The sequence below is a fragment of the Nitratireductor sp. OM-1 genome (genome assembly GCF_003296175.1).
Lineage (GTDB): Bacteria > Pseudomonadota > Alphaproteobacteria > Rhizobiales > Rhizobiaceae > Nitratireductor > Nitratireductor aquimarinus.
In genome coordinates this window covers 1,319,235-1,341,386 of record NZ_CP029208.1, presented here as the reverse complement: position 1 = coordinate 1,341,386, position 22,152 = coordinate 1,319,235, and the positions used below count along the sequence as shown (strand labels likewise).

19 protein-coding genes are annotated in these 22,152 nt (G+C 61.9%); 1 reads left to right on the top strand and 18 read right to left on the bottom strand.

Going from position 1 to position 22,152, the window contains the following annotated elements; genetic code table 11:
- Positions 1 to 50: 50 nt before the first annotated feature.
- The 9 genes from pnp to rimP all read right to left on the bottom strand — a co-directional run bounded on the left by pnp (position 51) and on the right by rimP (position 12,117).
- Entirely contained in the window at positions 51 to 2,201 is a 2,151-nt protein-coding gene (pnp, locus tag DEJ54_RS06375) for a polyribonucleotide nucleotidyltransferase (protein WP_113153828.1), read from the bottom strand.
- 310 nt (positions 2,202 to 2,511) lie between these two features.
- A complete protein-coding gene (rpsO, locus tag DEJ54_RS06370; RefSeq protein WP_113153827.1) occupies positions 2,512 to 2,781 on the bottom strand; it encodes a 30S ribosomal protein S15 in 270 nt (89 codons plus the stop codon).
- Positions 2,782 to 2,952: 171 nt separating this feature from the next.
- On the bottom strand, positions 2,953 to 4,674 hold the full coding sequence (locus tag DEJ54_RS06365; RefSeq protein WP_113153826.1) for a sensor histidine kinase: 1,722 nt from the start codon (positions 4,672 to 4,674) through the stop codon (positions 2,953 to 2,955).
- 124 nt (positions 4,675 to 4,798) lie between these two features.
- Positions 4,799 to 5,734, bottom strand: coding sequence for a tRNA pseudouridine(55) synthase TruB (gene truB, locus DEJ54_RS06360; protein WP_113153825.1), 936 nt, complete (start codon positions 5,732 to 5,734; stop codon positions 4,799 to 4,801).
- Positions 5,734 to 6,138 (bottom strand): 30S ribosome-binding factor RbfA, encoded by a 405-nt coding sequence (rbfA, locus tag DEJ54_RS06355; RefSeq protein WP_113153824.1) that lies wholly within the window; start codon positions 6,136 to 6,138, stop codon positions 5,734 to 5,736. The genes truB and rbfA overlap by 1 nt, the downstream gene beginning before the upstream one ends.
- 240 nt (positions 6,139 to 6,378) lie before the next feature.
- Positions 6,379 to 8,982 (bottom strand): translation initiation factor IF-2, encoded by a 2,604-nt coding sequence (gene infB / locus DEJ54_RS06350; protein WP_113153823.1) that lies wholly within the window; start codon positions 8,980 to 8,982, stop codon positions 6,379 to 6,381.
- Entirely contained in the window at positions 8,979 to 9,614 is a 636-nt protein-coding gene (locus DEJ54_RS06345; protein WP_113153822.1) for an RNA-binding protein, read from the bottom strand. The genes infB and DEJ54_RS06345 overlap by 4 nt, the downstream gene beginning before the upstream one ends.
- A 132-nt stretch (positions 9,615 to 9,746) precedes the next feature.
- Positions 9,747 to 11,426, bottom strand: a complete 1,680-nt coding sequence (gene nusA / locus DEJ54_RS06340; protein WP_113153821.1) for a transcription termination factor NusA — start codon at positions 11,424 to 11,426, stop codon at positions 9,747 to 9,749.
- A 1-nt stretch (position 11,427) separates the two neighbouring features.
- Positions 11,428 to 12,117, bottom strand: coding sequence for a ribosome maturation factor RimP (gene rimP, locus DEJ54_RS06335; RefSeq protein WP_113153820.1), 690 nt, complete (start codon positions 12,115 to 12,117; stop codon positions 11,428 to 11,430).
- A 265-nt stretch (positions 12,118 to 12,382) separates the two neighbouring features.
- Between rimP and DEJ54_RS23335 the strand changes: the two genes are divergently transcribed.
- Positions 12,383 to 12,547, top strand: a complete 165-nt coding sequence (locus DEJ54_RS23335; protein WP_204360859.1) for a hypothetical protein — start codon at positions 12,383 to 12,385, stop codon at positions 12,545 to 12,547.
- A gap of 192 nt (positions 12,548 to 12,739) precedes the next feature.
- On the opposite strand, the gene DEJ54_RS06330 is transcribed toward DEJ54_RS23335, so the two are convergent.
- The 9 genes from DEJ54_RS06330 to DEJ54_RS06290 form a co-directional block, all read right to left on the bottom strand.
- A complete protein-coding gene (locus DEJ54_RS06330) occupies positions 12,740 to 13,444 on the bottom strand; it encodes a tRNA (guanosine(46)-N(7))-methyltransferase TrmB (RefSeq protein ID WP_113156122.1) in 705 nt (234 codons plus the stop codon).
- A 32-nt stretch (positions 13,445 to 13,476) separates the two neighbouring features.
- Complete coding sequence (gene metK, locus DEJ54_RS06325; protein WP_113153819.1) at positions 13,477 to 14,757, bottom strand: methionine adenosyltransferase; 1,281 nt, start codon at positions 14,755 to 14,757, stop codon at positions 13,477 to 13,479.
- 192 nt (positions 14,758 to 14,949) lie between these two features.
- Positions 14,950 to 15,363 (bottom strand): helix-turn-helix domain-containing protein, encoded by a 414-nt coding sequence (locus DEJ54_RS06320; protein WP_113156121.1) that lies wholly within the window; start codon positions 15,361 to 15,363, stop codon positions 14,950 to 14,952.
- 132 nt (positions 15,364 to 15,495) lie between these two features.
- The gene (lnt, locus tag DEJ54_RS06315) at positions 15,496 to 17,079 is read right to left on the bottom strand and encodes an apolipoprotein N-acyltransferase (protein WP_113153818.1); all 1,584 of its coding nucleotides are present in this window, start codon (positions 17,077 to 17,079) and stop codon (positions 15,496 to 15,498) included.
- A gap of 123 nt (positions 17,080 to 17,202) precedes the next feature.
- Positions 17,203 to 18,138 carry a hemolysin family protein gene (locus tag DEJ54_RS06310; RefSeq protein ID WP_113156120.1) on the bottom strand — a complete coding sequence of 312 codons (936 nt, stop codon included), beginning with the start codon at positions 18,136 to 18,138 and terminating at the stop codon, positions 17,203 to 17,205.
- Between the two features lie 162 nt (positions 18,139 to 18,300).
- Positions 18,301 to 18,804 (bottom strand): rRNA maturation RNase YbeY, encoded by a 504-nt coding sequence (ybeY, locus tag DEJ54_RS06305; RefSeq protein WP_113153817.1) that lies wholly within the window; start codon positions 18,802 to 18,804, stop codon positions 18,301 to 18,303.
- 13 nt (positions 18,805 to 18,817) lie between these two features.
- Positions 18,818 to 19,786: a PhoH family protein gene (locus DEJ54_RS06300; RefSeq protein ID WP_113153816.1), complete on the bottom strand. Its 969-nt coding sequence runs from the start codon at positions 19,784 to 19,786 to the stop codon at positions 18,818 to 18,820.
- A 59-nt stretch (positions 19,787 to 19,845) separates the two neighbouring features.
- Positions 19,846 to 21,198 (bottom strand): tRNA (N6-isopentenyl adenosine(37)-C2)-methylthiotransferase MiaB, encoded by a 1,353-nt coding sequence (gene miaB, locus DEJ54_RS06295; protein WP_245447796.1) that lies wholly within the window; start codon positions 21,196 to 21,198, stop codon positions 19,846 to 19,848.
- A gap of 123 nt (positions 21,199 to 21,321) precedes the next feature.
- Entirely contained in the window at positions 21,322 to 22,116 is a 795-nt protein-coding gene (locus DEJ54_RS06290; RefSeq protein ID WP_113153814.1) for a 1-acyl-sn-glycerol-3-phosphate acyltransferase, read from the bottom strand.
- Between the last annotated feature and the right edge of the window lie 36 nt (positions 22,117 to 22,152).

The window sequence follows — 22,152 nt, the reverse complement described above, 5'->3', positions numbered from 1 at the left end:
GCGCGACCTGAATGGCCGCGCCCGCATGTTGGTTCAGAAGGGAAGCGGGATCAGCCCTCGGCGTCCTCGGCCTCTTCCTTCTTCTTCTCGCGGACGATTTCCTTGCCCGTCTCCTGGTCGACGACCTTCATGGAGAGGCGAACCTTGCCGCGCTCATCGAAGCCCATCAGCTTCACGAACACCTTGTCGCCTTCCTTGACGACGTCGGTGGTCTTGCCAACGCGCTCCTGCGCGAGCTGCGAGATGTGCACCAGACCGTCGCGCGGACCGAAGAAGTTCACGAATGCGCCGAAGTCGGCGGTCTTGACGACCGTGCCTTCGTAGATCTCGCCCACTTCCGGCTCTGCCGTGATGGAGTGGATCCACTTCTTCGCTGCTTCGATTTCCTTGGCGTTGGAAGAAGCGATCTTCACGGTGCCGTCGTCCTCGATGTTGATCTTGGCGCCGGTCTTCTCGACGATCTCGCGGATCACCTTGCCGCCGGAACCGATCACGTCGCGGATCTTGTCGGTCGGGATCTGCATGACCTCGATGCGCGGAGCGAACTCACCCAGCTCACCACGGCTCTCGGAAAGGGCCTTGGCCATCTCGCCGAGAATGTGCAGACGGCCGTCCTTGGCCTGGTCGAGGGCGATCTGCATGATCTCCTCGGTGATGCCATCGATCTTGATGTCCATCTGGAGCGAGGTGATGCCCTCATCCGTGCCGGCGACCTTGAAGTCCATGTCGCCGAGGTGATCTTCGTCACCCAGGATGTCGGAGAGAACGGCGAAGCGCTCGTCTTCCTTGATCAGGCCCATGGCGATGCCGGCAACCGGCTTTGCCAGCGGCACGCCGGCGTCCATGAGGGCCAGCGAGGTGCCGCAGACGGTTGCCATGGAGGACGAACCGTTGGACTCGGTGACCTCGGAAACGACGCGCAGCGTGTAGGGGAACTGGTCCGCTTCCGGCAGCATCGGGTGGATGGCGCGCCATGCGAGCTTGCCATGACCGATCTCACGACGGCCGGGCGAACCCATGCGGCCCGTCTCGCCCACGGAGTAGGGCGGGAAGTTGTAGTGCAGGAGGAAAGCCTCCTTGTAGGTGCCGGTGAGCGAGTCGATGAACTGCTCGTCTTCGCCGGTGCCCAGCGTTGCAACCACGAGGGCCTGCGTCTCACCACGGGTGAAGAGCGCGGAACCGTGCGTGCGCGGCAGAAGACCTGCCTGGGCTGCGATCGGGCGAACCGTCTTCAGGTCGCGTCCGTCGATGCGGCCGCCGGTGTCGAGGATGTTCCAGCGAACGATCTTGCCCTGCAGGCTCTTGAAGACCGTGTTGACCTGCTCGGCCGACCACTTGGTCTCTTCCTCGCCTTCCGGCAGGAGCGTCTCTTTCACCTTCGCCTTGGCGGCGTCAACGGCGTCGTAGCGCTTCTGCTTGTCGGTGATCTTGTAGGCTTCGCGCAGATCGCTTTCGACGATCTTGAGCATCTCGCCTTCGAGCTCGGAGAGATCCGGCGGCGTGAAGTCGCGGGGTTCCTTGGCGGCAACTTCGGCGAGCTTGATGACCGCGTCGATGACCGGCTGGAAGTTCTTGTGGCCGAACATGACGGCGCCGAGCATGACGTCCTCGGGGAGCTGCTGAGCTTCCGATTCCACCATCAGAACGGCATCGCCCGTACCGGCGACGACGAGGTCGAGCTTGGTCTCTTCCATCTCGTCGACATGCGGGTTGAGGACGTACTCACCACCGATGTAGCCAACGCGCGCTGCGCCGATCGGGCCCATGAAGGGAACACCGGAGAGCGTGAGCGCTGCGGAAACGGCAACCATGGCGACGATGTCCGGATCATTCTCCAGATCGTGCTGCAGCACGGTGGCGATGACCTGCGTGTCGTTCTTGTAGCCATCGACAAAGAGCGGGCGGATCGGGCGGTCGATCAGGCGGGAGACCAGCGTCTCCTTCTCGCTCGGACGGCCTTCGCGCTTGAAGTAGCCACCCGGGATCTTGCCGGCGGCAAAGGTCTTTTCCTGGTAGTTGACGGTCAGCGGGAAGAAGTCGAAGCCCGGCTTCGGCTCTTTCGCGGAAACGACGGTTGCGAGAACAACGGTCTCGCCATAGGTGGCGAGCACTGCGCCGTCTGCCTGACGGGCAATCTGGCCGGTCTCAAGAATGAGCGGACGGCCGCCCCATTCGATCTCAACTTTGTGGTGCTTGAACATATCTTGTCCTTTTGCGCCGGAGGGTGCGCCAACGCCTGGCTGCGCGTCTCTCCGGCTCTGCTTCGTTGTCGGACGAGCCACGGGCAAGACAACGGGAGGCTTGGGTTTGGCCGGCTTTGCGCCGCAAGCATCCTGCAATCCTGCCCCATGACCTGTCCATTAGGGCCTCGGCTATCCGGTCTTGCAGGCATGAGATGGCGGCAAAGCCGCCGTCGCAATCATGCCTGGCCGGAGCCGTGAGACATGCAAATCTTTCGCATGCCCAAATGAGACCGGCGGACACCCCTTGGTATCCGCCGGCCAAATCAGCTTAGCGCCGCAGTCCGAGCTTCTCGATCAGCGTCTTGTAGCGGCCTTCGTCCTTCTTCTTCAGATAGTCCAGAAGACGGCGACGCTGGGAGACGAGCTTCAGGAGGCCACGACGGGAGTGGTTGTCCTTCTTGTGGTCCTTGAAGTGCTCGGTGAGGTTCTTGATCCGCTCGGTCAGAATAGCGACCTGGACTTCCGGAGAACCCGTGTCGCCCTGAACGGTGGCAAATTCTTTCAGCAAATCCTGTTTGCGCTCTGCAGTAATCGACATCGGCTTCCTTTCTGGAATTTAGGGAAAAGGGTCGCCCTCAGCCGGGATGTCGTCCAGCCGGGGCCATTCAACAATGCGCACTCAAGGCGCAATGATGGCTGGCATATAGGCGAAATCGCATGCGATTACCAGCCCAAACATTGTCCGTTGCGCCGCCGCTCAGCCCGCCGCTCAGCCCTGGGGCTCCTCGCCGCGCGCCGCTTTGGTGAGATCCGGCTCGAGCCTGTCGACCGGAATCTTGAACACGCATTCCAGCCCGTCACGGTGGAAGACACGTGAAATCTCCGCGTCCAGCGTACCGCCCACCATGCGATCGATGATCTCCGTGCCGAAACCGCGACGGTTTGTGCGCCGGCGCGCCCGCGCCACATGTTCACGCCAGTTGATGACCAGCATGTCGTCCCTGATTTTCCAGGTGATGTCGAGACGCCCGTCATTGTTCGAAAACGCACCATACTTGGCGGCGTTGGTCGCCAGTTCGTGCACGGCAAGACCAATAGTCTGGGCCGGCTGGTTTGCGAGACGGAATTTCGGACCGTTCATCGTCAGGCGATCAGGGCTGTCGGGGCGGAACGGATCGACCTGCACCGACAGAAGTTCATGGAGTTCCACGCCGGCCGCACCGCCGGCGATGAGCAGATCGGTGGAGCGCGCCAGACCGTACAGGCGCTTCTGGAACGCATCCTGGAAACCGGCGAAGGTGCGCGAACTGCGCGCCGTCTGCTTGGCCATGGACGAAACCACGGTGAGCTGGTTCTTCGAGCGATGCGCCACCTCGCGCATGAGAAGACGGATCTCGTTTTCCGCCTGCTCTCGGTCAAGCGCGGCTTCGGCAAGTGCAGAGGACACGGTTGCGACCTCGGCAATCGGATATTCGATGGCGTGGACCGGTTCGCCCGCCCCCAGCCGTCGCGCATCACGTGCAAGCCGGCGCACCGGCCCGGCGATCTGCCGACCGAGAAGCCATGCCGCGAATGCGCCGATGGCGATGACCAGAAGACCGCCAGCCAGAAGCATGCGCAGCGAATAACGCATGGGCTCCTCGATCGTCGTGGTGGAAGCCCAGACCACGGATTTCCAGCCGCTGAAGCCCGATTCATCGATGATCGTGATATAGGTGCCGCCCTCCCGGCCCTCCGCTGGCTCCGCCTCGCGGTAGATGCCATCGCCCTCCAGATCCAGGAAGAACGGCTTCCCGACCTCCGAAGACATGAAGGACGAAGCGACCACGGTGTTGTTCTTGTCCACCACCGAGGCGTTCCAGCCGCCACGCAGCATCTGCTGGGACAGCACGTCCGTCAGCGTATCCGCATAGCGCGTCATCACGAGCGTGCGCGGTGGTCCGGAATCGGGAAAGAACGGCTTGACCACCTTGAAGCTCCACTTGCCGGCGAGCTTGCCGAACAGAACGCCCGAGGTGACCGTGGCCTTGCCCTTCAATGCCGCCTCGGCGACCAGAGGATCATCAAAGGGCTGCAAAGCCTCGCCAAACGGCACATTCGTGTTGAGCAGCGGTTTGAAGTTCTCGTCCAGCACGCGCAGGTTGGAGCCGCTGCCCGCCAGGGCAAGCTTGGCGCGGTAGTAGAAATCCTCCATGTCGCCCTCGGTCAGCGACGGCGTGGTGGAGAGGACGCGCAGCGTGGTGTTCATGCCGCTCAATTCGCGGTCCACCGCCTCGGCGATGGAACCGGCCATGGCTTCGGCCAGTGTCGTCACCACTTCGCGCTGTGCTTCATTGTTGCGTTGAAGCAGAACGACCGAAACCCCGATCGCGGGGATGATGGTGACCGCGATCAGGAGGAACAGAAAGAAGCTGATTGGTTTGGGACCTGAGACAAACGCCCCTATGCGCTCAGACAGTGTTCCCCGAGACGCGCTATCCGTTGACTGCATGCAATTCGCCCGACCCTAGCCTTGTTTGTGTACACAATGCACGAAACGTCCAAGGGTTGCGCGGCGAATTGCAGAAATCGTTCTGTTGCCGGATTGAGATCGGAGTGGTCGGGCCCCGACAGCTTCAGGCGGCGAAAACGCGCTTCGGCTTGAACATGCCGGCCTCGACGGCGCCAAGCGCCACAAGTCGTCCGCGGGCGCTTGCCCAGGCTTCGGGCGCTTCCACCGGCGCATCGCGTCCGCGCACGATCACCGGATTGCCGAGCCTGAGACGCGCTGCGGCGTCATCGGTGACGGCAACTTCCGGCAGCCCTTCGAGCGCCGTTGCAATGTCGAGAAGATAGGCGTCGAGCGCTGCAAAGTCGCCAGCCTCGCGGTCGCAGTCTTCCAGCGCTTCCTCAAGGGCTTCCAGCGTGACGAGCTGTTCGTCCACGAACGGATAGACCTCGGTACGGCGCAGTTCGGCGATGTGGCCGTAGCAACCCAGATCGCGCCCCATGTCGCGTGCGAGGCTGCGCACATAGGTGCCCTTGCCGCATTCGACCTCGAAAACCGCCTCATCCGGCGTGAACGAAACCAGGTCCAGCCGGCCGATCTCGATTTCGCGCGCGGCGATTTCCACCGTCTCGCCCTCGCGGGCAAGATCATAAGCCCGCTCGCCGCCGATCTTCACGGCGGAATACTGAGGCGGCGTCTGCATGATGATGCCGGTGTAATTCGGCAGAAGCGCGCGCACGGCCTCTTCGGTCGGGCGCTCGTCGGATGTCTGGGTGACCGGACCCTCAAGATCGTCGGTGGAGCGCTCCTCGCCCCAGGCAACCTTGAAGCGATAGACCTTCGCGCCGTCCATGACGAAGGGAACGGTCTTGGTCGCATCGCCAAGCGCGATGGGCAGCATGCCGGAAGCCAGCGGATCGAGCGTGCCTGCATGGCCCGCTTTCTCCGCATTGAACAACCACTTGATCTTCGAAACGGCGTTGGTGGACCCCATATTGGCTGTCTTGTCCAGGATCAGCCAGCCATTGATACGACGTCCCTTTCGCTTACCGCGTCGCGCCATCAAAGATCATCCTCATTGCCGTCGTCGTCCCCCAGGTCGCGGGCCACTTCCGGCGACTTCAGAAGGCGATCAATCTTGTTGAAATTCTCGAAACTGTCATCCACCCGGAACCGCAGCTCCGGCATGTATTTCATCTGCCGCAGGGCCGGGGTGATACGGCCGCGAATGTAGCGCGCATGGCGGTTGAGCGCCGCGACGACCACATCCTTGTCGGCAGCGCCCAGCGGCGAAACATAGGCCGTGGCGATCTTGAGGTCCGGCGACATGCGCACCTCGGAAACCGAAATCACCGTATTGGCGAGCGCATCGTCGCTGACATCGCCGCGCTGCAGCGCCTGCGAGATTGCGTGACGGACCTGCTCGCCGACGCGGAGCTGGCGTTGTGAGGGAGCGGAAGACGGCATGGAGCACCTTCTTGCGGGGAAAGCCCTATTGTATCCGCATCGCGGATATCGGCAAATTATGAAAGCGGAAGCGTCAGACGCCGGAATGAGAGATGGGGCATCAAGTGCCCCATCTTCCACGTTCCAAACGTACGCGCACCAGAGCATCGGACCGAAAAGTGAAAACCGGTTTTCGGCAGTTCCGATGCTCCATCAACAATCCGGGTCGTCCTTTGTGCGTCCGGATGGACGCACGACGACCTAGAGCGAGCGCGTGACCATCTCGACGCGATAGGCCTCGATGACATCGCCGGGGCGAATGTCTTCGTAGTTCTCGAACGCCATGCCGCATTCCTGACCGGCAGGCACTTCGGAAACCTCGTCCTTGAAGCGCTTGAGCGTCTTCAGCTTGCCTTCGTGGATCACCACGCTGTCGCGGATGAGACGCACGCCGGCGCCACGCTCGACCTTGCCTTCGGTGACACGGCAACCGGCAACCTTGCCGACCTTCGTGACGTTGAAGGTTTCCAGGATCTCGGCGTTGCCGAGGAAGGTCTCGCGACGCTCCGGCGACAGAAGGCCGGACATGGCCGCTTTGATGTCATCCACGAGGTCGTAGATGATGTTGTAGTAGCGGATCTCGATGCCTGCATCCTCGGCTGCGTCGCGCGCCTGCTTGTTGGCGCGAACGTTGAAGCCGATGATCGCGGCGCCCGAGGTCTCGGCCAGCGACACGTCGCTTTCCGTGATCGCGCCGGCACCCGAGTGAACGATGCGTGCGCGAACCTCGTCGGTGCCCAGCTTGTCGAGCGCGCCGGCAATGGCTTCGATGGAGCCCTGCACGTCGCCCTTGACGATGAGCGGGAACTCTTTCAGGCCCGTGTCCTGCAGCTGCGACATCATCTGCTCGAGCGAACCGCGCTGACCCGCCTGGCGGGCAACGGACTTCTCGCGCGCCAGACGCTGGCGGTATTCGGAGATCTCGCGGGCGCGGGCTTCGCTCTCGACAACCGCAATGCGGTCACCGGCCTGCGGCGGGCCCTGAAGACCCAGAACCTCAACCGGCATGGAGGGCGGAGCTTCCTTCACCTGGTCGCCATGATCGTCGATCAGCGCACGCACACGGCCCCACTCATTGCCGGCAACAATGATGTCACCGGTCTTGAGCGTGCCGGCCTGCACCAGCACGGTGGCGACCGAGCCACGACCGCGGTCGAGCTTGGCTTCGATGACGACGCCTTCGGCGGAGCGATCCGGGTTGGCCTTGAGTTCCAGAACCTCGGACTGCAGCAGAACGGCTTCGAGCAGCTTGTCGAGGTTGGTTCCCTTGACGGCGGAGACCTCGACGTCGAGGACTTCACCACCCATGGATTCCACGAACACCTCGTGCTGCAGCAGCTCGGTGCGGACCTTGTTCGGGTCTGCTTCCGGCTTGTCGACCTTGTTGATGGCAACAATGATCGGAACGCCGGCAGCCTTGGCGTGATTGATGGACTCGATGGTCTGCGGCATCACGCTGTCGTCAGCTGCCACCACGAGGATGGCGATGTCGGTGGCTTCCGCACCACGGGCGCGCATCGCGGTAAAGGCGGCGTGACCGGGCGTATCGATGAAGGTGATCTTCTGACCGTCCTGCTCGACCTGGTATGCGCCGATATGCTGGGTGATGCCACCGGCTTCACCCGAAACGACGTTCGCCTTGCGGATCGCGTCGAGAAGCGAGGTCTTGCCGTGGTCGACGTGGCCCATGATGGTCACGACCGGCGGACGCGACTTCAGGTCCTCTGTCTTGTCCTCAATGTTGAAGAGGCCCTCTTCCACATCGGACTCGGCAACGCGCTTCACGGTGTGGCCAAACTCCTCGGCCACCAGCTCGGCGGTGTCCGCGTCGATCACGTCGCCGGGCTTCAACATCTGGCCCTGCTTCATGAAGAACTTGATCACGTCCACGGCGCGCTCGGCCATACGCTGGGCGAGTTCCTGGATGGTGATCGTCTCGGGAACAACCACCTCGCGGGCGATCTTCTCACGCGGCTCCTGATGCTGGGCGCGCTTGAACTTCTCCTGGCGGCGACGCATCGAGGAGAGCGAACGTCCGCGCGTCTCGCCATCGTCGGAAAGCGCGCGATTGAGCGTGAGCTTGCCACGGCGACGCTGATCGTCGGTGCGCGGCTTTGCAGGCGTGCGCGGAGCCTCAACCTTGGGCGCGGCGCGCTTGATCGGCGTGCCCTTGCTCTTGGAGCGGGCATCGCCATCGTCGCTCGGCGCGGGGGCGGGCGTCGCCTCTGCGGCGGGAGCCGGCGGTGCGCGGCGGCTGGCTTCTTCCTCTGCGCGACGACGCGCTTCGGCTTCGGCCTTGAGACGCTCTTCTTCTTCGGCCTGGCGGCGTGCGGATTCTGCCCGCTCGCGCTCACGGCGCTCTTCTTCTTCTGCCCGGCGCTTGGCGTCCTCGGCAGCGCGCTTGCGCTCCTCGGCCTCACGAACCTTGGAATCCTGAAGGGCGCGACGGCGCGCTTCCAGCTCTTCCTTGGAGAGTTCGTTCAGAACCACGCCGGAACGGTTGCCGCCCTGCGGCGGACGCGGACGCTCACGATGGCGCTGCGGCGCAGGCTTGGGCGCAGCCGGCTTCGGCTTTGCCGCCGCCGGAGTCGGGGCCGGTGCGGGTGTCGGCGCCGGAGCCGCCTCGCCGCGTTCATCAGGCCGCGAGAACTTTCGCTTCTTCGTCTCGACGACGACAGACTTGGAGCGTCCATGCGAGAAGCTCTGGCGCACGGTGCCCTGCTCAACGGAGGGCCGCTTCAGCGTCAGTGTTTTCTTCTTCTCGACGCTCAGCGTCTTGTCGTCACCGGTTTTCGTATCCGTCATTCCACATCCTCTGCGGTGCCCAGTGCAACCGCTGCCGGTTTGTCCGCGCTTTCGCCTCGAAAAGTCCCGAGCGCATTTACGCGTTTCAGCGCCGCCTTGCCCGCGTCCCGCCCGAACACGGCAGCATGTATCACATTTGTGGCTCCCAATGCCAAACTCATTTCTTCTTCGGAAAAGAGTTTGTAAGCCGGTATCGCTGGTCCGCCCATATGAACCACCGCGCGTCGGGCAGCGGTGATCTTGCGAACCCCGTCATGCGAGCCTTCGCGGGCATGCAACACGCCATAGGCCTTGCCACTGCGCACCGAAGCCTCAACCTTCGCCGCACCCAATGCCACGGCTCCGGCCTTGCGCGCAAGCCCAAGAGAGCCGAGAGCGGCTTTTGAGAGCAATTCATCGACCAGAGCGCCGAGATTATCTGGCGGCCTGACCGAAGTTTTCAAGGCGCGGGCGAAAAGGTTCTTCTCCGCTGCCTTGTCGACATGGGCGCGGTCAGCAGTGACCCAGCACCCACGTCCCGGTAGATTGCGCTTCAGATCGGGAACGACCATGCCGTCCGGGCCCGCGACGAACCGGATCAGGTCCTCCGCAGGTCGCGCCTCGCGCGAGACAATGCATTTGCGGTCGTTCATGTCTTCCACGATATCTCCAGAACATCCTGCTAACGCGCATCGCAGCGCGGCTCCACAGGACCACGATCAAACAGGTTTGCAGAGCGCGCTGCATGTGTCACGGGGACCGTCACGCGCTCTGCAGCCATCATATCAGGCCTCTGCGCCTTCTGCCTTCTCGGGCGCTTCCGCACCCTCGACGGCAGCTTCTTCAGCGCCTTCCACTGCCTCGGCCTCAACCTCAGCAGAGGCTTCTGCCTCTTCCTCAGCCTCGGTCACGAGGTCTTCCTCGGAAATCCAGCCCATCTTCAGACGGGCGGCCACAACCATCTGCTCGGCCTCGGCGCGCGAAACGTCGAACTTCGACAGAACGCCCGGCTCGAATTTGGTCTCGCCGTCCTTGCGCTCTTTCCAGCCAACCAGATCGTCGACGGCGTAGCCTGCGAAGTCCTCGATGGTCTTCACGTCGTCTTCGCCGACGGCAACCATCATCGCGGTGGTGATGCCCGGGATCTCCCGCAGCTCGTCCTCAACGCCCAGCTCCTTGCGCTTGGCGTCGAACTCGGCCTCGATGCGCTCGAGATATTCGCGGGCGCGCATCTGGATCTCTTCGGCTGTTTCCTCATCGAAGCCATCGATGGAGGCAATCTCGCCGGAGTCCACGTAAGCCACTTCCTCGACGCTGCTGAAGCCTTCGGAAGCGAGCACCTGGCCAACCATCTCGTCGACGTTCAGCGCATCCATGAAGAGCGACGAACGCTCGGTGAATTCCTTCTGGCGGCGGCCCGACTCTTCTTCCTCGGTCAGGATGTCGATGTCCCAGCCGGTGAGCTGCGACGCCAGGCGCACGTTCTGACCGCGGCGGCCAATGGCCAGCGAAAGCTGGTCGTCCGGCACCACAACCTCGATGCGCTCTGCGTCCTCATCCAGCACCACCTTGGCGACTTCGGCCGGCTGCAGTGCGTTGACGATGAAGGAAGCGGCGTTCTCGTTCCACGGAATGATGTCGATCTTCTCGCCCTGAAGCTCGCCGACAACCGCCTGAACGCGGCTACCACGCATACCCACACAGGCGCCGACCGGATCGATCGAGGAATCGTGGCTGATGACCGCGATCTTCGCGCGCGAACCCGGATCGCGGGCCACCGAACGGATCTCGATGATGCCGTCGTAGATTTCCGGCACTTCCATGGTGAAGAGCTTCGCCATGAACTGCGGATGCGTGCGCGACAGGAAGATCTGCGGGCCGCGCTGCTCGCGCCGCACGTCATAGACATAGGCGCGGACGCGGTCGCCATATTTGAAGATTTCGCGGGGGATCAGCTCGTCGCGACGGATGATCGCTTCGCCACGGCCCAGATCGACGATGACATTGCCATATTCGACGCGCTTGACGGTGCCGTTGACGATCTCGCCGATGCGATCCTTGTACTCGTCATACTGACGGTCGCGCTCGGCCTCGCGCACCTTCTGCACGATCACCTGCTTGGCGGACTGTGCGGCGATGCGGCCGAAATCCATGGGCGGAAGCTGCTCGGCGAGGAAATCGCCGGGCTGTGCGTCCGGATTGCGCGTGCGGGCATCGCGCATGGAAATCTCGCGTGCCGGCTCTTCGACATTCTCGACGACTTCCATCAGGCGCTGCAGCTTCATCTCACCCGTCTGCGGGTTGATGTCGGCGCGGATATTGGTCTCCTGACCATAGCGCGACCGCGCGGCCTTCTGGATGGCATCGGCCATGGCGGCGATGACGATCTGCTTGTCGATGGACTTCTCGCGGGCCACCGCGTCGGCGATCTGGAGAAGCTCCAGCCTGTTCGCACTGACTGCCATATCACTCTCCTTCGGCGTGGGTTCCGGGTTCTTCGTCCCCGGCCGGCTCAGTTGCGTCTTGTTTGGCGGACCGCTGCGCGGCCCTTTCCGATGCGGAAGGGCGGCGATTGCGCTTGCGCTCGCGGCGCTCTTCCTTTTCCTGCTTCAGGGCGTCGCGCACCAGATCGTCCGTCAGGACAAGCCGTGCCTCGGCAATCGCCTCAAAGGGGATACCAAAGAGGACATCCTCGTCCCCATCTTCCTCGACCGTTTCCGGCTCGATCGTCACGGTTTCCTCGTCGTTCTCGACGATGAAGCCGCGGAAGCGCTTGCGCCCGTCGAGCAGGATCGAGGTTTCGATTTTGACCAGATGCCCTTCACCCGCAGCGAAATCTTCCTTGCGCACCAGCGGGCGGTCGATGCCCGGCGAAGAGATCTCAAGCTGATAGGCCGTATCGATGGGATCTTCCACATCAAGCACGGGCGAAAGCGCCCGGCTGACTTCCTCGCAATCCTCGACGGTCATCGTGCCGTCGGGCCGCTCGGCCATGATCTGCAGCGTCGCACCGTCCTGCGCGGTCATGCGGACGCGCACCAGACGATAGCCGATTGCCCCAAGAACAGGGATGATGATCGCAGCAACGCGCGCCTCGATTCCGCTTTCGCGGATCAGCCGATCATCGTCGTTCCTGTCTTCTGAAATTGCCGTCATCCAACCTCCGGACGGTCGTATCTAACAAAAAAGAGCGGGACCGGCGGGACCCACTCTCCGTCATATCGACCAAGAATTTGAACTTCATATAGCCGAGACGCTGCTTCTTTTCAAGGCCCGCGCTGCATTTGCCGGCGCGCTGCTGGCAACCCGGCGCGCAATTGTTGCACCGCACAAATGCATGGCAGCCCTGCCGTAACGTCGGTTCCCAAATCTCCGGCTGCGGCCTAACTATGCTGCATCGCACAATTGAAGGAGCAGAGAGATGTCCGCACGCAGCTTCGTGTCTGGAATCGGTGAATTTTTCGGCGTTATCGAAAGCGCGGTCGCCGTGTCGTCCGCAGTCCGCAATCGCCGTCGCGCACCGGATGCCGATTTGCGCCGTCTCGGCATTGATCCCGAGCAGTTTTACGCCACGCGCAACCGTTAAGAATGCGGCCGTTCAGGCCTGTTACCCTGTGCTAGAGCATTTCCGCTTTTCGTTGAAACGCGAGAATGCCCGAACTCATTGTCTTTACGCAATTCCGGACGGAAAACCGGTTCCCACTTTTCCTGGAATTGCTGCCGGTCAGGCGACACCACCTGACGGCACAATGCTCACGGGCCTGAGAATGGCCCCAGCCTAGCCCCTGAGAAAAGTGAGATAGGCAGGCGTTCTGCCCTCACGGATGGCTTTCGCCTCGTAACGCGTTCCCGGCCAGCCTTCATAGGGCTCGCGCCAGTCATCCGCACTCTGCGCCGGCCAGGTGAAAGCCGGATGCGCATCGCAGTGCAGCAAGGTCCAGTCGACATAGGTGTCGATATCGGACGCAAACCGGAACCGGCCACCGGGTTTCAGCACGCGTGCGAACCGGTCCAGATTGACCGGGTTCACGAACCGCCGCTTCCAGTGCTTCTTCTTCGGCCACGGGTCGGGATAAAGCAGATCGATCCCGCTTATGGACGCCTCGGGAAGCCAGTCCAGAAGCTCCGTCGCGTCATCATTGTAAATCCGCAGATTGGACGGTACGCCGCCGGCCTCATCGACCGCCGAGGCCAGCTTGGCCATGCCGTTGACGAAGGGCTCCACACCGATGAAACCGCTTTGCGGATGGCGCGCCAGCTCGCTGAGCAGGTGCTCGCCACCGCCGAAACCGATCTCCAGCCGCACATTTTCGACCGAACCGGGAAACAGCGCCCGCACATCGGCAGGCGCCGCCTCACCCAGATCGATCAATGCGCCGTCCAGAAGGGCGGCAAGGGCTGCGTCCTGCCTGGGACGCAGCCGCTTTCCGTGACGACGGCCGAAAAAGGCTTCCGTTGATCGTGTGCGCCGTTCTTCAGCCATGTGTCGTTCCGAAAAATCCAGCAAAAGCCGCCTTAAGCGGCTTTTGCGACTGCCTGCTTGAGAGCCTTCACCAGATCGGTGCGCTCCCAGGAGAACGAACCGTCACGCCCTGCCTTGCGACCGAAATGGCCATAGGCTGCGGTCTTGGCGTAGATCGGGCGGTTCAGGTCGAGATGACGGCGAATGCCGCTCGGCGACAGATCCATCACCTCACGGATTGCCACTTCCAGCTCCTCCTCGGAGACGCGGCCTGTGCCATGCAGATCCACATAGACCGACAGGGGCTGGGCAACGCCGATGGCGTAGGAAAGCTGGATGGTGCAACGCTCGGCAAGATTGGCCGCAACGACATTCTTCGCCAGGTAACGCGCGGCGTAAGCTGCGGAACGGTCCACCTTGGTGGTGTCCTTGCCGGAGAACGCGCCGCCGCCATGGGGCGCTGCGCCGCCATAGGTGTCGACGATGATCTTGCGGCCGGTGAGACCTGCATCGCCGTCCGGGCCGCCAATGACGAACTTGCCGGTCGGGTTGATGTACCAGTTGCAGTCAGCCGCGATTCCGATGCCGCCGGAAGAAAGCGCCTCATGAATGTAAGGCTCGACGACTTCACGCACCTTGGCGCTGTTCCAGGAAGGATCGAGATGCTGGGTGGACAGAACGATTTCCGTCACTTCCTTGGGCATGCCATCCACGTAACGGACGGTAACCTGCGCCTTCGCATCCGGGCCAAGCTTGCCGGCATCGCCTTCACCCGCCTTGCGGGCATCGGCCAGAAGCTGAAGGATCTTGTGCGAATAGTAGATCGGCGCCGGCATCAGGTCCGGCGTCTCGCGGCAGGCGTAACCGAACATGATGCCCTGGTCGCCAGCGCCTTCTTCGCCCTGACGGTCGGCGGCATTGTCGACGCCCTGGCCGATGTCGGGAGACTGGCCGTGCAGCAGCACGTCGATCTTCGCGGTCTTCCAGTGAAAACCGTCCTGCTCATAGCCAATGGCGCGGATTGCGCGGCGCGCAGCCGAACGGAAGCGCGACGGGTTGATCAGCGGATTGCCCTGGGAATCCGTGGCGATCTCGCCGGTCTGCTTGTCCCGCTTGAGCAGCGTCTCGGGGACGCGAACCTCACCGGCGATCACGACGCGGTTGGTCGTGGCCAGCGTTTCGCACGCAACACGGACCTTCCACGGATCCATGCCGCACTTCTTGGCTTCCCGATAGACCAGATCGACGATCTCGTCCGAGATGCGATCACACACCTTGTCCGGATGGCCTTCGGAAACGGATTCACTTGTAAAGAGATAGTTCTTGCGCGCCACGGGTATCCCCTCTGAGAAGAAGCCGGTCAATATGCCGGCAACAGGCGCCCCCTGTTAGCCAAGCTCTGCCTCAAACGTCAAGCAAAACGGCGGTCACACGAGTCAAAACGGGAAGTGGACATACGCCCACTCCCCGCACCTGGGTCGTGATCAATCCATCGAACTGTTTGAATGGATGAGATCGAGCCTGGCTCAATCCTGGTTTTCGGTGGCCAGAACCTTGACGAGGTCAATGACCCGCCGGCGGACCTTGGGGTCCGAAATTTTCACGAAAGCACGATTCAGCTGAACGCCTTCGCTGCTGTTGAGGAAGTCTACAACGAAGTCGGCGCTCTCCTCGCCCATGCCCTTCGCGGACTCCGTGTCTTCGCCCGGTGCGCCCTCAAAGAAAAACGACACCGGCGCGCTTAAGACCGAAGCAATGGCCTGAAGCCGGCTGGCGCCGACGCGGTTTGTGCCCTTCTCGTATTTCTGAATTTGTTGAAACGTTATGCCCAGACTCTCGCCAAGTTTCTCCTGGCTCATACCAAGCATGTTTCTACGAAGCCTGATCCGACCACCAACATGAATATCGATCGGATTCGGTTTTTTCTTGTTTTTGTTCATCACTTCCCTCGCCATCCGGCACGGGGTTGCCATTGACCGACGTACCAGCCCGACTCACAGAGCCCCAAGCCTGCGAAAATCGAACTGCGATGTAGTCGGCTTATCCACTATGCGTAGCTTGAAGGGGCGATGTCAATTCGCCCTCAGCCGTCGAACAATACTTGACATCAAAAGCACGAACCCAAAACCAAACGCGATAAACAGCCAGTTGGTTCCCGGCTTTAAAAATTTAAATTGATTATTTCTATCGAGGGGGACCGCGACGTCCATAACACCGACAACATTGAGGTCGAATGCATCGACTATACGGCCCGTTGAATCCACCACGGCCGAGATGCCTGAATTGGCTGAACGCACCAGGGGAACGCCGTTTTCGATGGCGCGCAGGCGTGCCTGGCGGAAGTGCTGATAGGGCCCCGGCGACACGCCGAACCATGCATCATTGGTGACGTTCAGAAGGACATCCGCCTTCTCCGCAGCGCCATCGACAAGCCACGGAAAAATGATTTCATAGCAAACAAAAGGTAAAGCATTAACATCCGAATTGAGCGAGATCGCGTGCCGGGATCCGCCAGCGGTAAACGGCCCTGCCGACTGCACGAGCTCTTCAATTCCAAGCTTATTCAACAAGTTGGCGAGCGGCACATATTCGCCGAACGGCACCAGATGGACCTTGTCGACCGCATCGAGGATCGAACCGTCCGGCCCGATCGCCACCACTGAATTGTAGTAACGCGTCGCGGCCAGCGTTTCGCCCGGCTCCGAGCGCACCGCCCCCGTGATCAGGATCTGCCCCTCGTCCAGAAGGTCGCCCAGTTCCGCCAGCGCTTCGGGGCGATCGGTGAACAGGAAAGGCACCGCGGTCTCGGGCCAGATGATGACGCTTGGCTTTGGCGCACCGTCGATTGCAGGCTGACGGGACAGGCTAAGCAGCAGATCGAAGATGCGCGCCTGCTCCTCGGCGTCCCATTTCTCGGTCTGCATTATTGACGGCTGGACCATGCGAACGGCGATGGTCTTCTCGGCATCACTGGCAGTAGAAAGACTTATGTATCCATAGACCAAATGTATAGCGACAAGACCAATCGCAATACTCATTCCAACGAAGAGATGACGTCGCGTGCCAAGCAATGCAGGCATGGAAAATACAAGGACTGAAAGGAAATTCATCCCGGCTAATCCGACCAGCTTAGCCGATTGCATCGTCAGCAAAGTCGGCATGGCGGCATAACCAATTGCATGCCACGGAAAGCCCGTCAGGACGACGCTTCTAATCCATTCGATGACGCCGAAAGCAAAGGCGAGAGCAACGAGCCTGAAAATTCCGTCCGACCAGAATGATCGCGCAAGCGCTGCAGCCAATCCGTAAAAGACAGCAAGAACTGCCGGCAGTCCGACGACAGCAAACGGCAAGAGCCAGGCAAAGTTCTCTGCTTCGACCAGCAATGCATTGCCGATCCACCAGAGCCCGAACAGAAAATAGCCGAAGCCGAACCACCAACCGATTTTGAATGCCGGTAGCAGCCGCGCCAGAAGCCCCCGACCGTCGCCAACCGCGCCATCGAGAAGCCAGACAAGAATCGGGAAAGAAACAAAGCAGGCGGCGAAAAAATCAAACGGCGGCTGCGCAAATGCAGCCAGCCCGCCGGCCAAAAGTGCGACAAAATAGCGCCGCCATCCGCTAAGCAAAATCAGCCGTCCGGCGACGCTTTCCATCAAACCACCCGCGCAACACGAATCATACGTAGCTGAAGTATCTACAGATTGCCGAGGTTTGAAACCGTTTCGGCAAACTGTTTCGTGTGCATAAGGGCCTGTTTCAGGGGGTAAACGCGGTGGTCAGGAGGCCTGATCCACCCCGTTTTCGGGCGCGCGCGTGGCACGCCGACGCCGCTCAGCCGCCCGATTGTGTACAATACGGACACGTTTGACGCGGCGCGGATCGGCATCGAGCACCTGGAATTCAAAGCCCGGGATGGCCTGCACGACTTCGCCACGCGCGGGCACGCGGCCCAGCGTATTGAAGATCACGCCGCCAATCGTGTCCACGTCCTCGGAGTGCTCCTCGGCGTGGAACTCGTCGCCGATCACCTCCGCGACGTCCTCGATCTCCGCCTTGGCGTCCACGACAAACGCATCCTCGCCGATCTGCTCGATCAGCGGGGCGTCGTCATCGTGCTCGTCCTCGATATCGCCGACAACCATTTCGACAATGTCTTCCAGCGATACGAGACCGTCGGTGCCGCCATACTCATCGATGACGAGCGCCATCTGCGTGCGGGACGCCTGCATGCGCGCCATCAGGTCGGACGCCAGCATGGACGGCGGGACGAACAGGATCGAGCGCAGAAGGCTGAGATCGCCGATCGTGCGATCCAGATCCACCTTTGCGAGGTCAAAAGCCACCGGTTCCGGGGTTTTGCGGCTGCGGCTTCTCTTCGCACGCGCGGTCTTGGTGATGTGGCTGACCACATCACGAATGTGCACCATGCCGCGCGGATCATCCAGCGTCTCGCCATAGACCGGCATGCGGGAATGTCCGGACTTCTCAAACGCGTTGAGCAGTTCGCCAAGCGTGGTGCCGAGTTCGATGGCTTCGATATCGGCGCGCGGCACCATCACATCCTCGACGCGTAGTTCGCGCAGCCTCAGGATGTTCTTGAGCATCGCCCGTTCGCCGGGCGAGAAGGCAGCAGTACCGTGGGTCTGCTCGTCGAGCGCGTCTGCAAGGTCTTCGCGGATCGAGGATCCGTTTCGAATGCCAAGTGCAGCCATCATTCTCTCCCAGAGGGACAGGCGGCTTCCGGAGCTTCGCGGGGGAGGTCTACTAGACCCCTCTTCCCCCTCCTCGGGGGATCTCGTCTCGCCTCCAGGCGCGTCGCCTGTTGCGATCATCGTGTTTTCTGTCATGGCCGTTTGTTCAATTGAGACCTTCAGTTAGGCATAGGGATCATCAATGGCAAGGGTCTGCAACGCTTTGCGTTCCAGATCTTCCATCTCTTCCGCCTCTTCATCGGTCTCATGATCATATCCCATGATATGCAAAAAACCGTGAACGATTAGGTGGGTGAGGTGATGATCGAACGTTTTCGCCTCTTCCGCCGCTTCGCGCGCAACGGTTTCATGGGCGATGATGATGTCGCCGAGAGGCGGCAGTTCCGGTCCCGGATTGATCATGTCGGGGGCCGGAAACGAAAGCACATTGGTCGGCTTGTCCTTGCCGCGCCATTCGCGATTGAGAACGCGGATCTCGGCGTCGCCCGTAAACAGCAGGCTCACCGCGCCACTCTCGTCGGGCTGAAGCGCGATTGTCGCGGCCGCAGCCCCGATGGCGCGCTCGACCAGCGCCTGAAGCGCGGCCTCAGGCGCCCAGTCACCGGCTTCAACGGTGATTTCAATGTCGATTGCCGGGATCTCACCGGCAGGGGAAACTTCAGTCATCGGCTTGTGCGGATCAGTCCCGCGTCTTCTTGTCGTAGGCCCGGACAATGGCTGCCACCAGCGGATGGCGCACCACATCCTTCTCTCCGAAGCGAACCGTAACGATGCCGGGCACGTCGCCCAGAACCTCAAGCGCTTCGACCAGGCCCGACTTGGTGTTGGGCGGCAGGTCGATCTGGCTCGGATCGCCGGTCACGATCATGCGCGCATTCTCGCCAAGCCGCGTCAGGAACATTTTCATCTGCATCGGCGTGGTGTTCTGCGCCTCATCGAGGATGACCACCGAATTGGCCAGCGTGCGGCCGCGCATGAAGGCGAGCGGCGCGATCTCGATCACGTCGGCTGCCAGCGCGCGCTCCACCTTTTCCGCCGGGATCATGTCGTAAAGCGCGTCATAGAGCGGGCGCAGATAGGGATCGACCTTCTCGCGCATGTCGCCGGGCAGGAAGCCCAGCCGCTCACCCGCCTCAACCGCCGGGCGCGAGAGGATGATGCGATCCACAACGCCGCGCTCCAGAAGCATGGCGGCATAGGCGACGGCAAGGAAGGTCTTGCCCGTGCCGGCCGGCCCGATGCCGAACACCAGCTCCGAACGCTCCAGAGCGCGCATATAGGCGTCCTGATTGGCCGAGCGGGCGTACACGGTGCGCTTGCGCGTGGAAATCTGCGCCGCGGCGAGCTTTCCCTTTGCCTCCATCGTCGGAAGGGTCAGCTGCTCATCGGCGGCGATGGCGAGGCGCACGGCCCCGTCCACGTCGGATGGAGCAAGCTCGGTGCCCTTCTGGAGAAGATCATAGAGATAGTCGAGCGCACGGCGCGCCTGCGCCGTTGCCACGCTGTCTCCCTTCACCGAGAGCTCATTGCCCTTGGAGCGAATGTCGACGCCAAGCCGCTGCTCGATCTGGGCCAGATTCTCGTCGAAAGGCCCGTAAAGTGCGCTGGCCAGCTTGTTGTCATCGAAGGTCAGCACGATGTGCGCCATGTCCGACGCCCCGGAGGGCTGGTTCTTCAACTCAGTGCTGGCGGTCAAGCGCCCCTCCTTTACAACACCGGTTCGGCAAACAGGCTGTTCGGTCCCGCTTCCGTGATTCTAACAGAAACAATGTCGCCGATTTCGCCGGCCTTTTCATCAACAATCACAGGCTGGAGCCATGGCGAACGCCCGACGCGCTGTCCCGGCTGACGGCCGGGCTTCTCCAGAAGCACGTCCATCTCACGACCGATCAGGCTTTTGGCAAAACCGCGCTGCTGCTCGATGAGCAGCGCCTGAAGCGCCTGAAGCCGCGCGTCCTTGACCGCCTCCGGCACCTGATCGCCAAGATCCGCACCCGGCGTTCCCGGCCGCGGCGAATATTTGAACGAAAAGGCCTGCGCATAGGTCACGTCGCGCACGAGCTGCATCGTGTCCTCGAAATCCTGATCCGTCTCGCCGGGGAAGCCGACGATGAAATCGCCCGACATGGCGATATCGGGACGCGCCGCGCGAATGCGGTCGATCAGGCGGCGGTAATCGTCACCCGTGTGCTTGCGGTTCATGGCCTTGAGGATGCGGTCGGAGCCCGACTGAACCGGCAAATGCAGATAGGGCATCAGCTTGGGCAGATCGCGATGGGCCGCGATCAGCGCATCATCCATGTCGCGCGGATGGCTTGTCGTGTAGCGAAGCCGGTCAAGACCGGGGATTTCCGCCAGCCGGAACAGAAGCTCGCCGAGCCCCCATTCGCGGCCATCCGCGCCCTCGCCATGCCAGGCGTTGACGTTCTGGCCAAGCAGCGTGACTTCGCGCACGCCGCCCTCGGCAAGGCGCTCCGCCTCGGCAACGATCTGCGCCACCGGGCGCGACACTTCCGAACCGCGCGTATAGGGCACGACGCAGAAGGTGCAGAACTTGTCGCAGCCTTCCTGCACGGTCAGAAACGCCGTCACGCCGCGATTGCGCACCACGCGCTTCTGCGGCTGCGGCAGATGCTCGAACTTGTCCTCGATGGCGTATTCGGTCTCGACGATCTTCTCGCCGCCGAGCGCGCGCTTCACCACCTTGGGCAGGCGATGATAGGTCTGCGGCCCGATCACCAGATCGACGGCAGGCGCACGGCGCAGGATTTCCTGCCCCTCGGCCTGCGCAACGCAACCGGCAACGCCGATCACCGTTTCGCGGCCGGCCTGGCTGCGCTCTTCCTTGAGCACGCGCAGACGACCAAGCTCCGAATACACCTTTTCCGCCGCTTTTTCGCGGATATGGCAGGTGTTGAGGAGAACGAGGTCCGCCTCTTCGATCTGGTCCGTTGGCGCATAGCCATCCGCCGCCAGCGCATCCGACATGCGCTGCGAATCGTAGACATTCATCTGGCAGCCGTAGGTTTTTACGAAAACCTTCTTGTCGGCGGGGCGCATTTCGGATGCGTTGCCAGTGTTTTCGGTGCTGCCATTTTCCGGCGCGATATTCTCTTCCATGCCGGTTTCCTAACGTTTTTGCGTGTCAAAAAACAGACGATTCTTCGCTATGTGATGAATCCGTCAAATTTCGGTGCCGCGTAAGCCTGCCGTAAGCATGGCGCGCACCTGCGCCTCGGCTTCCCGCGTGACGGTCTTGCGGTCGCCTTTTGCCAGAAACGGGATCGGATCGCCATAGCGCACAGCGATATCAATGGGCCGCGACTGCCAGAGCGTGATCAGATTGGGCAGAAGGTCGGTGTCGCCGATCCACGAAATGGCCGCCCGCTCGCGCCGGTCGAGCCGGAGCCCGCCCTTGCGCACATAGATGAGCGCCACCGGCTGCAGCGTGACACTGTCGGCCCTGTCGCTGGCAAGCGCCAGCTGTGCCGCGCCAAACAGCGTGCTCTTGAAGGGAAGGACGCGGTTTCCGTCGCCGGTCGTGCCCTCGGCAAAAAGCACCATCGGATCGCCATCGGCCAGCCGTTCGGCAATCTCGCGCGCCTGTTCCGGCGAGGAGCGACGGCGCTCACGCTCGACGAAAACGGAGCGCTGCTGCCGGGCAAAGGTGCCGAGGATTGGCCATTTGCGCATTTCCGACTTGGCGATGAAGTGCACGCCATCGAGCGAACCAAGCACCAGAATGTCGAGCCATGACACATGGTTGGCGACGATCATCAACGGCCGGTCTTTCGCCGGGCTGCCTTCCATGCGCACCCGAACGCCAAGCATGCGCAGAGTGAGCCGGTGCCACAGGCGCGGCACGATGCGGTCGCTGAGGAGCGGTGTGCGCAGCGCGATTTCCTGCACCACCATGAGCGGAAGCGTGTAGAGCGCGATCACCAGGATCGCGATGACGAAACGAAACGTGCTGAACATCAGCCCTTGATCAGCCCCTCTCTGCGGCCCAGTGCG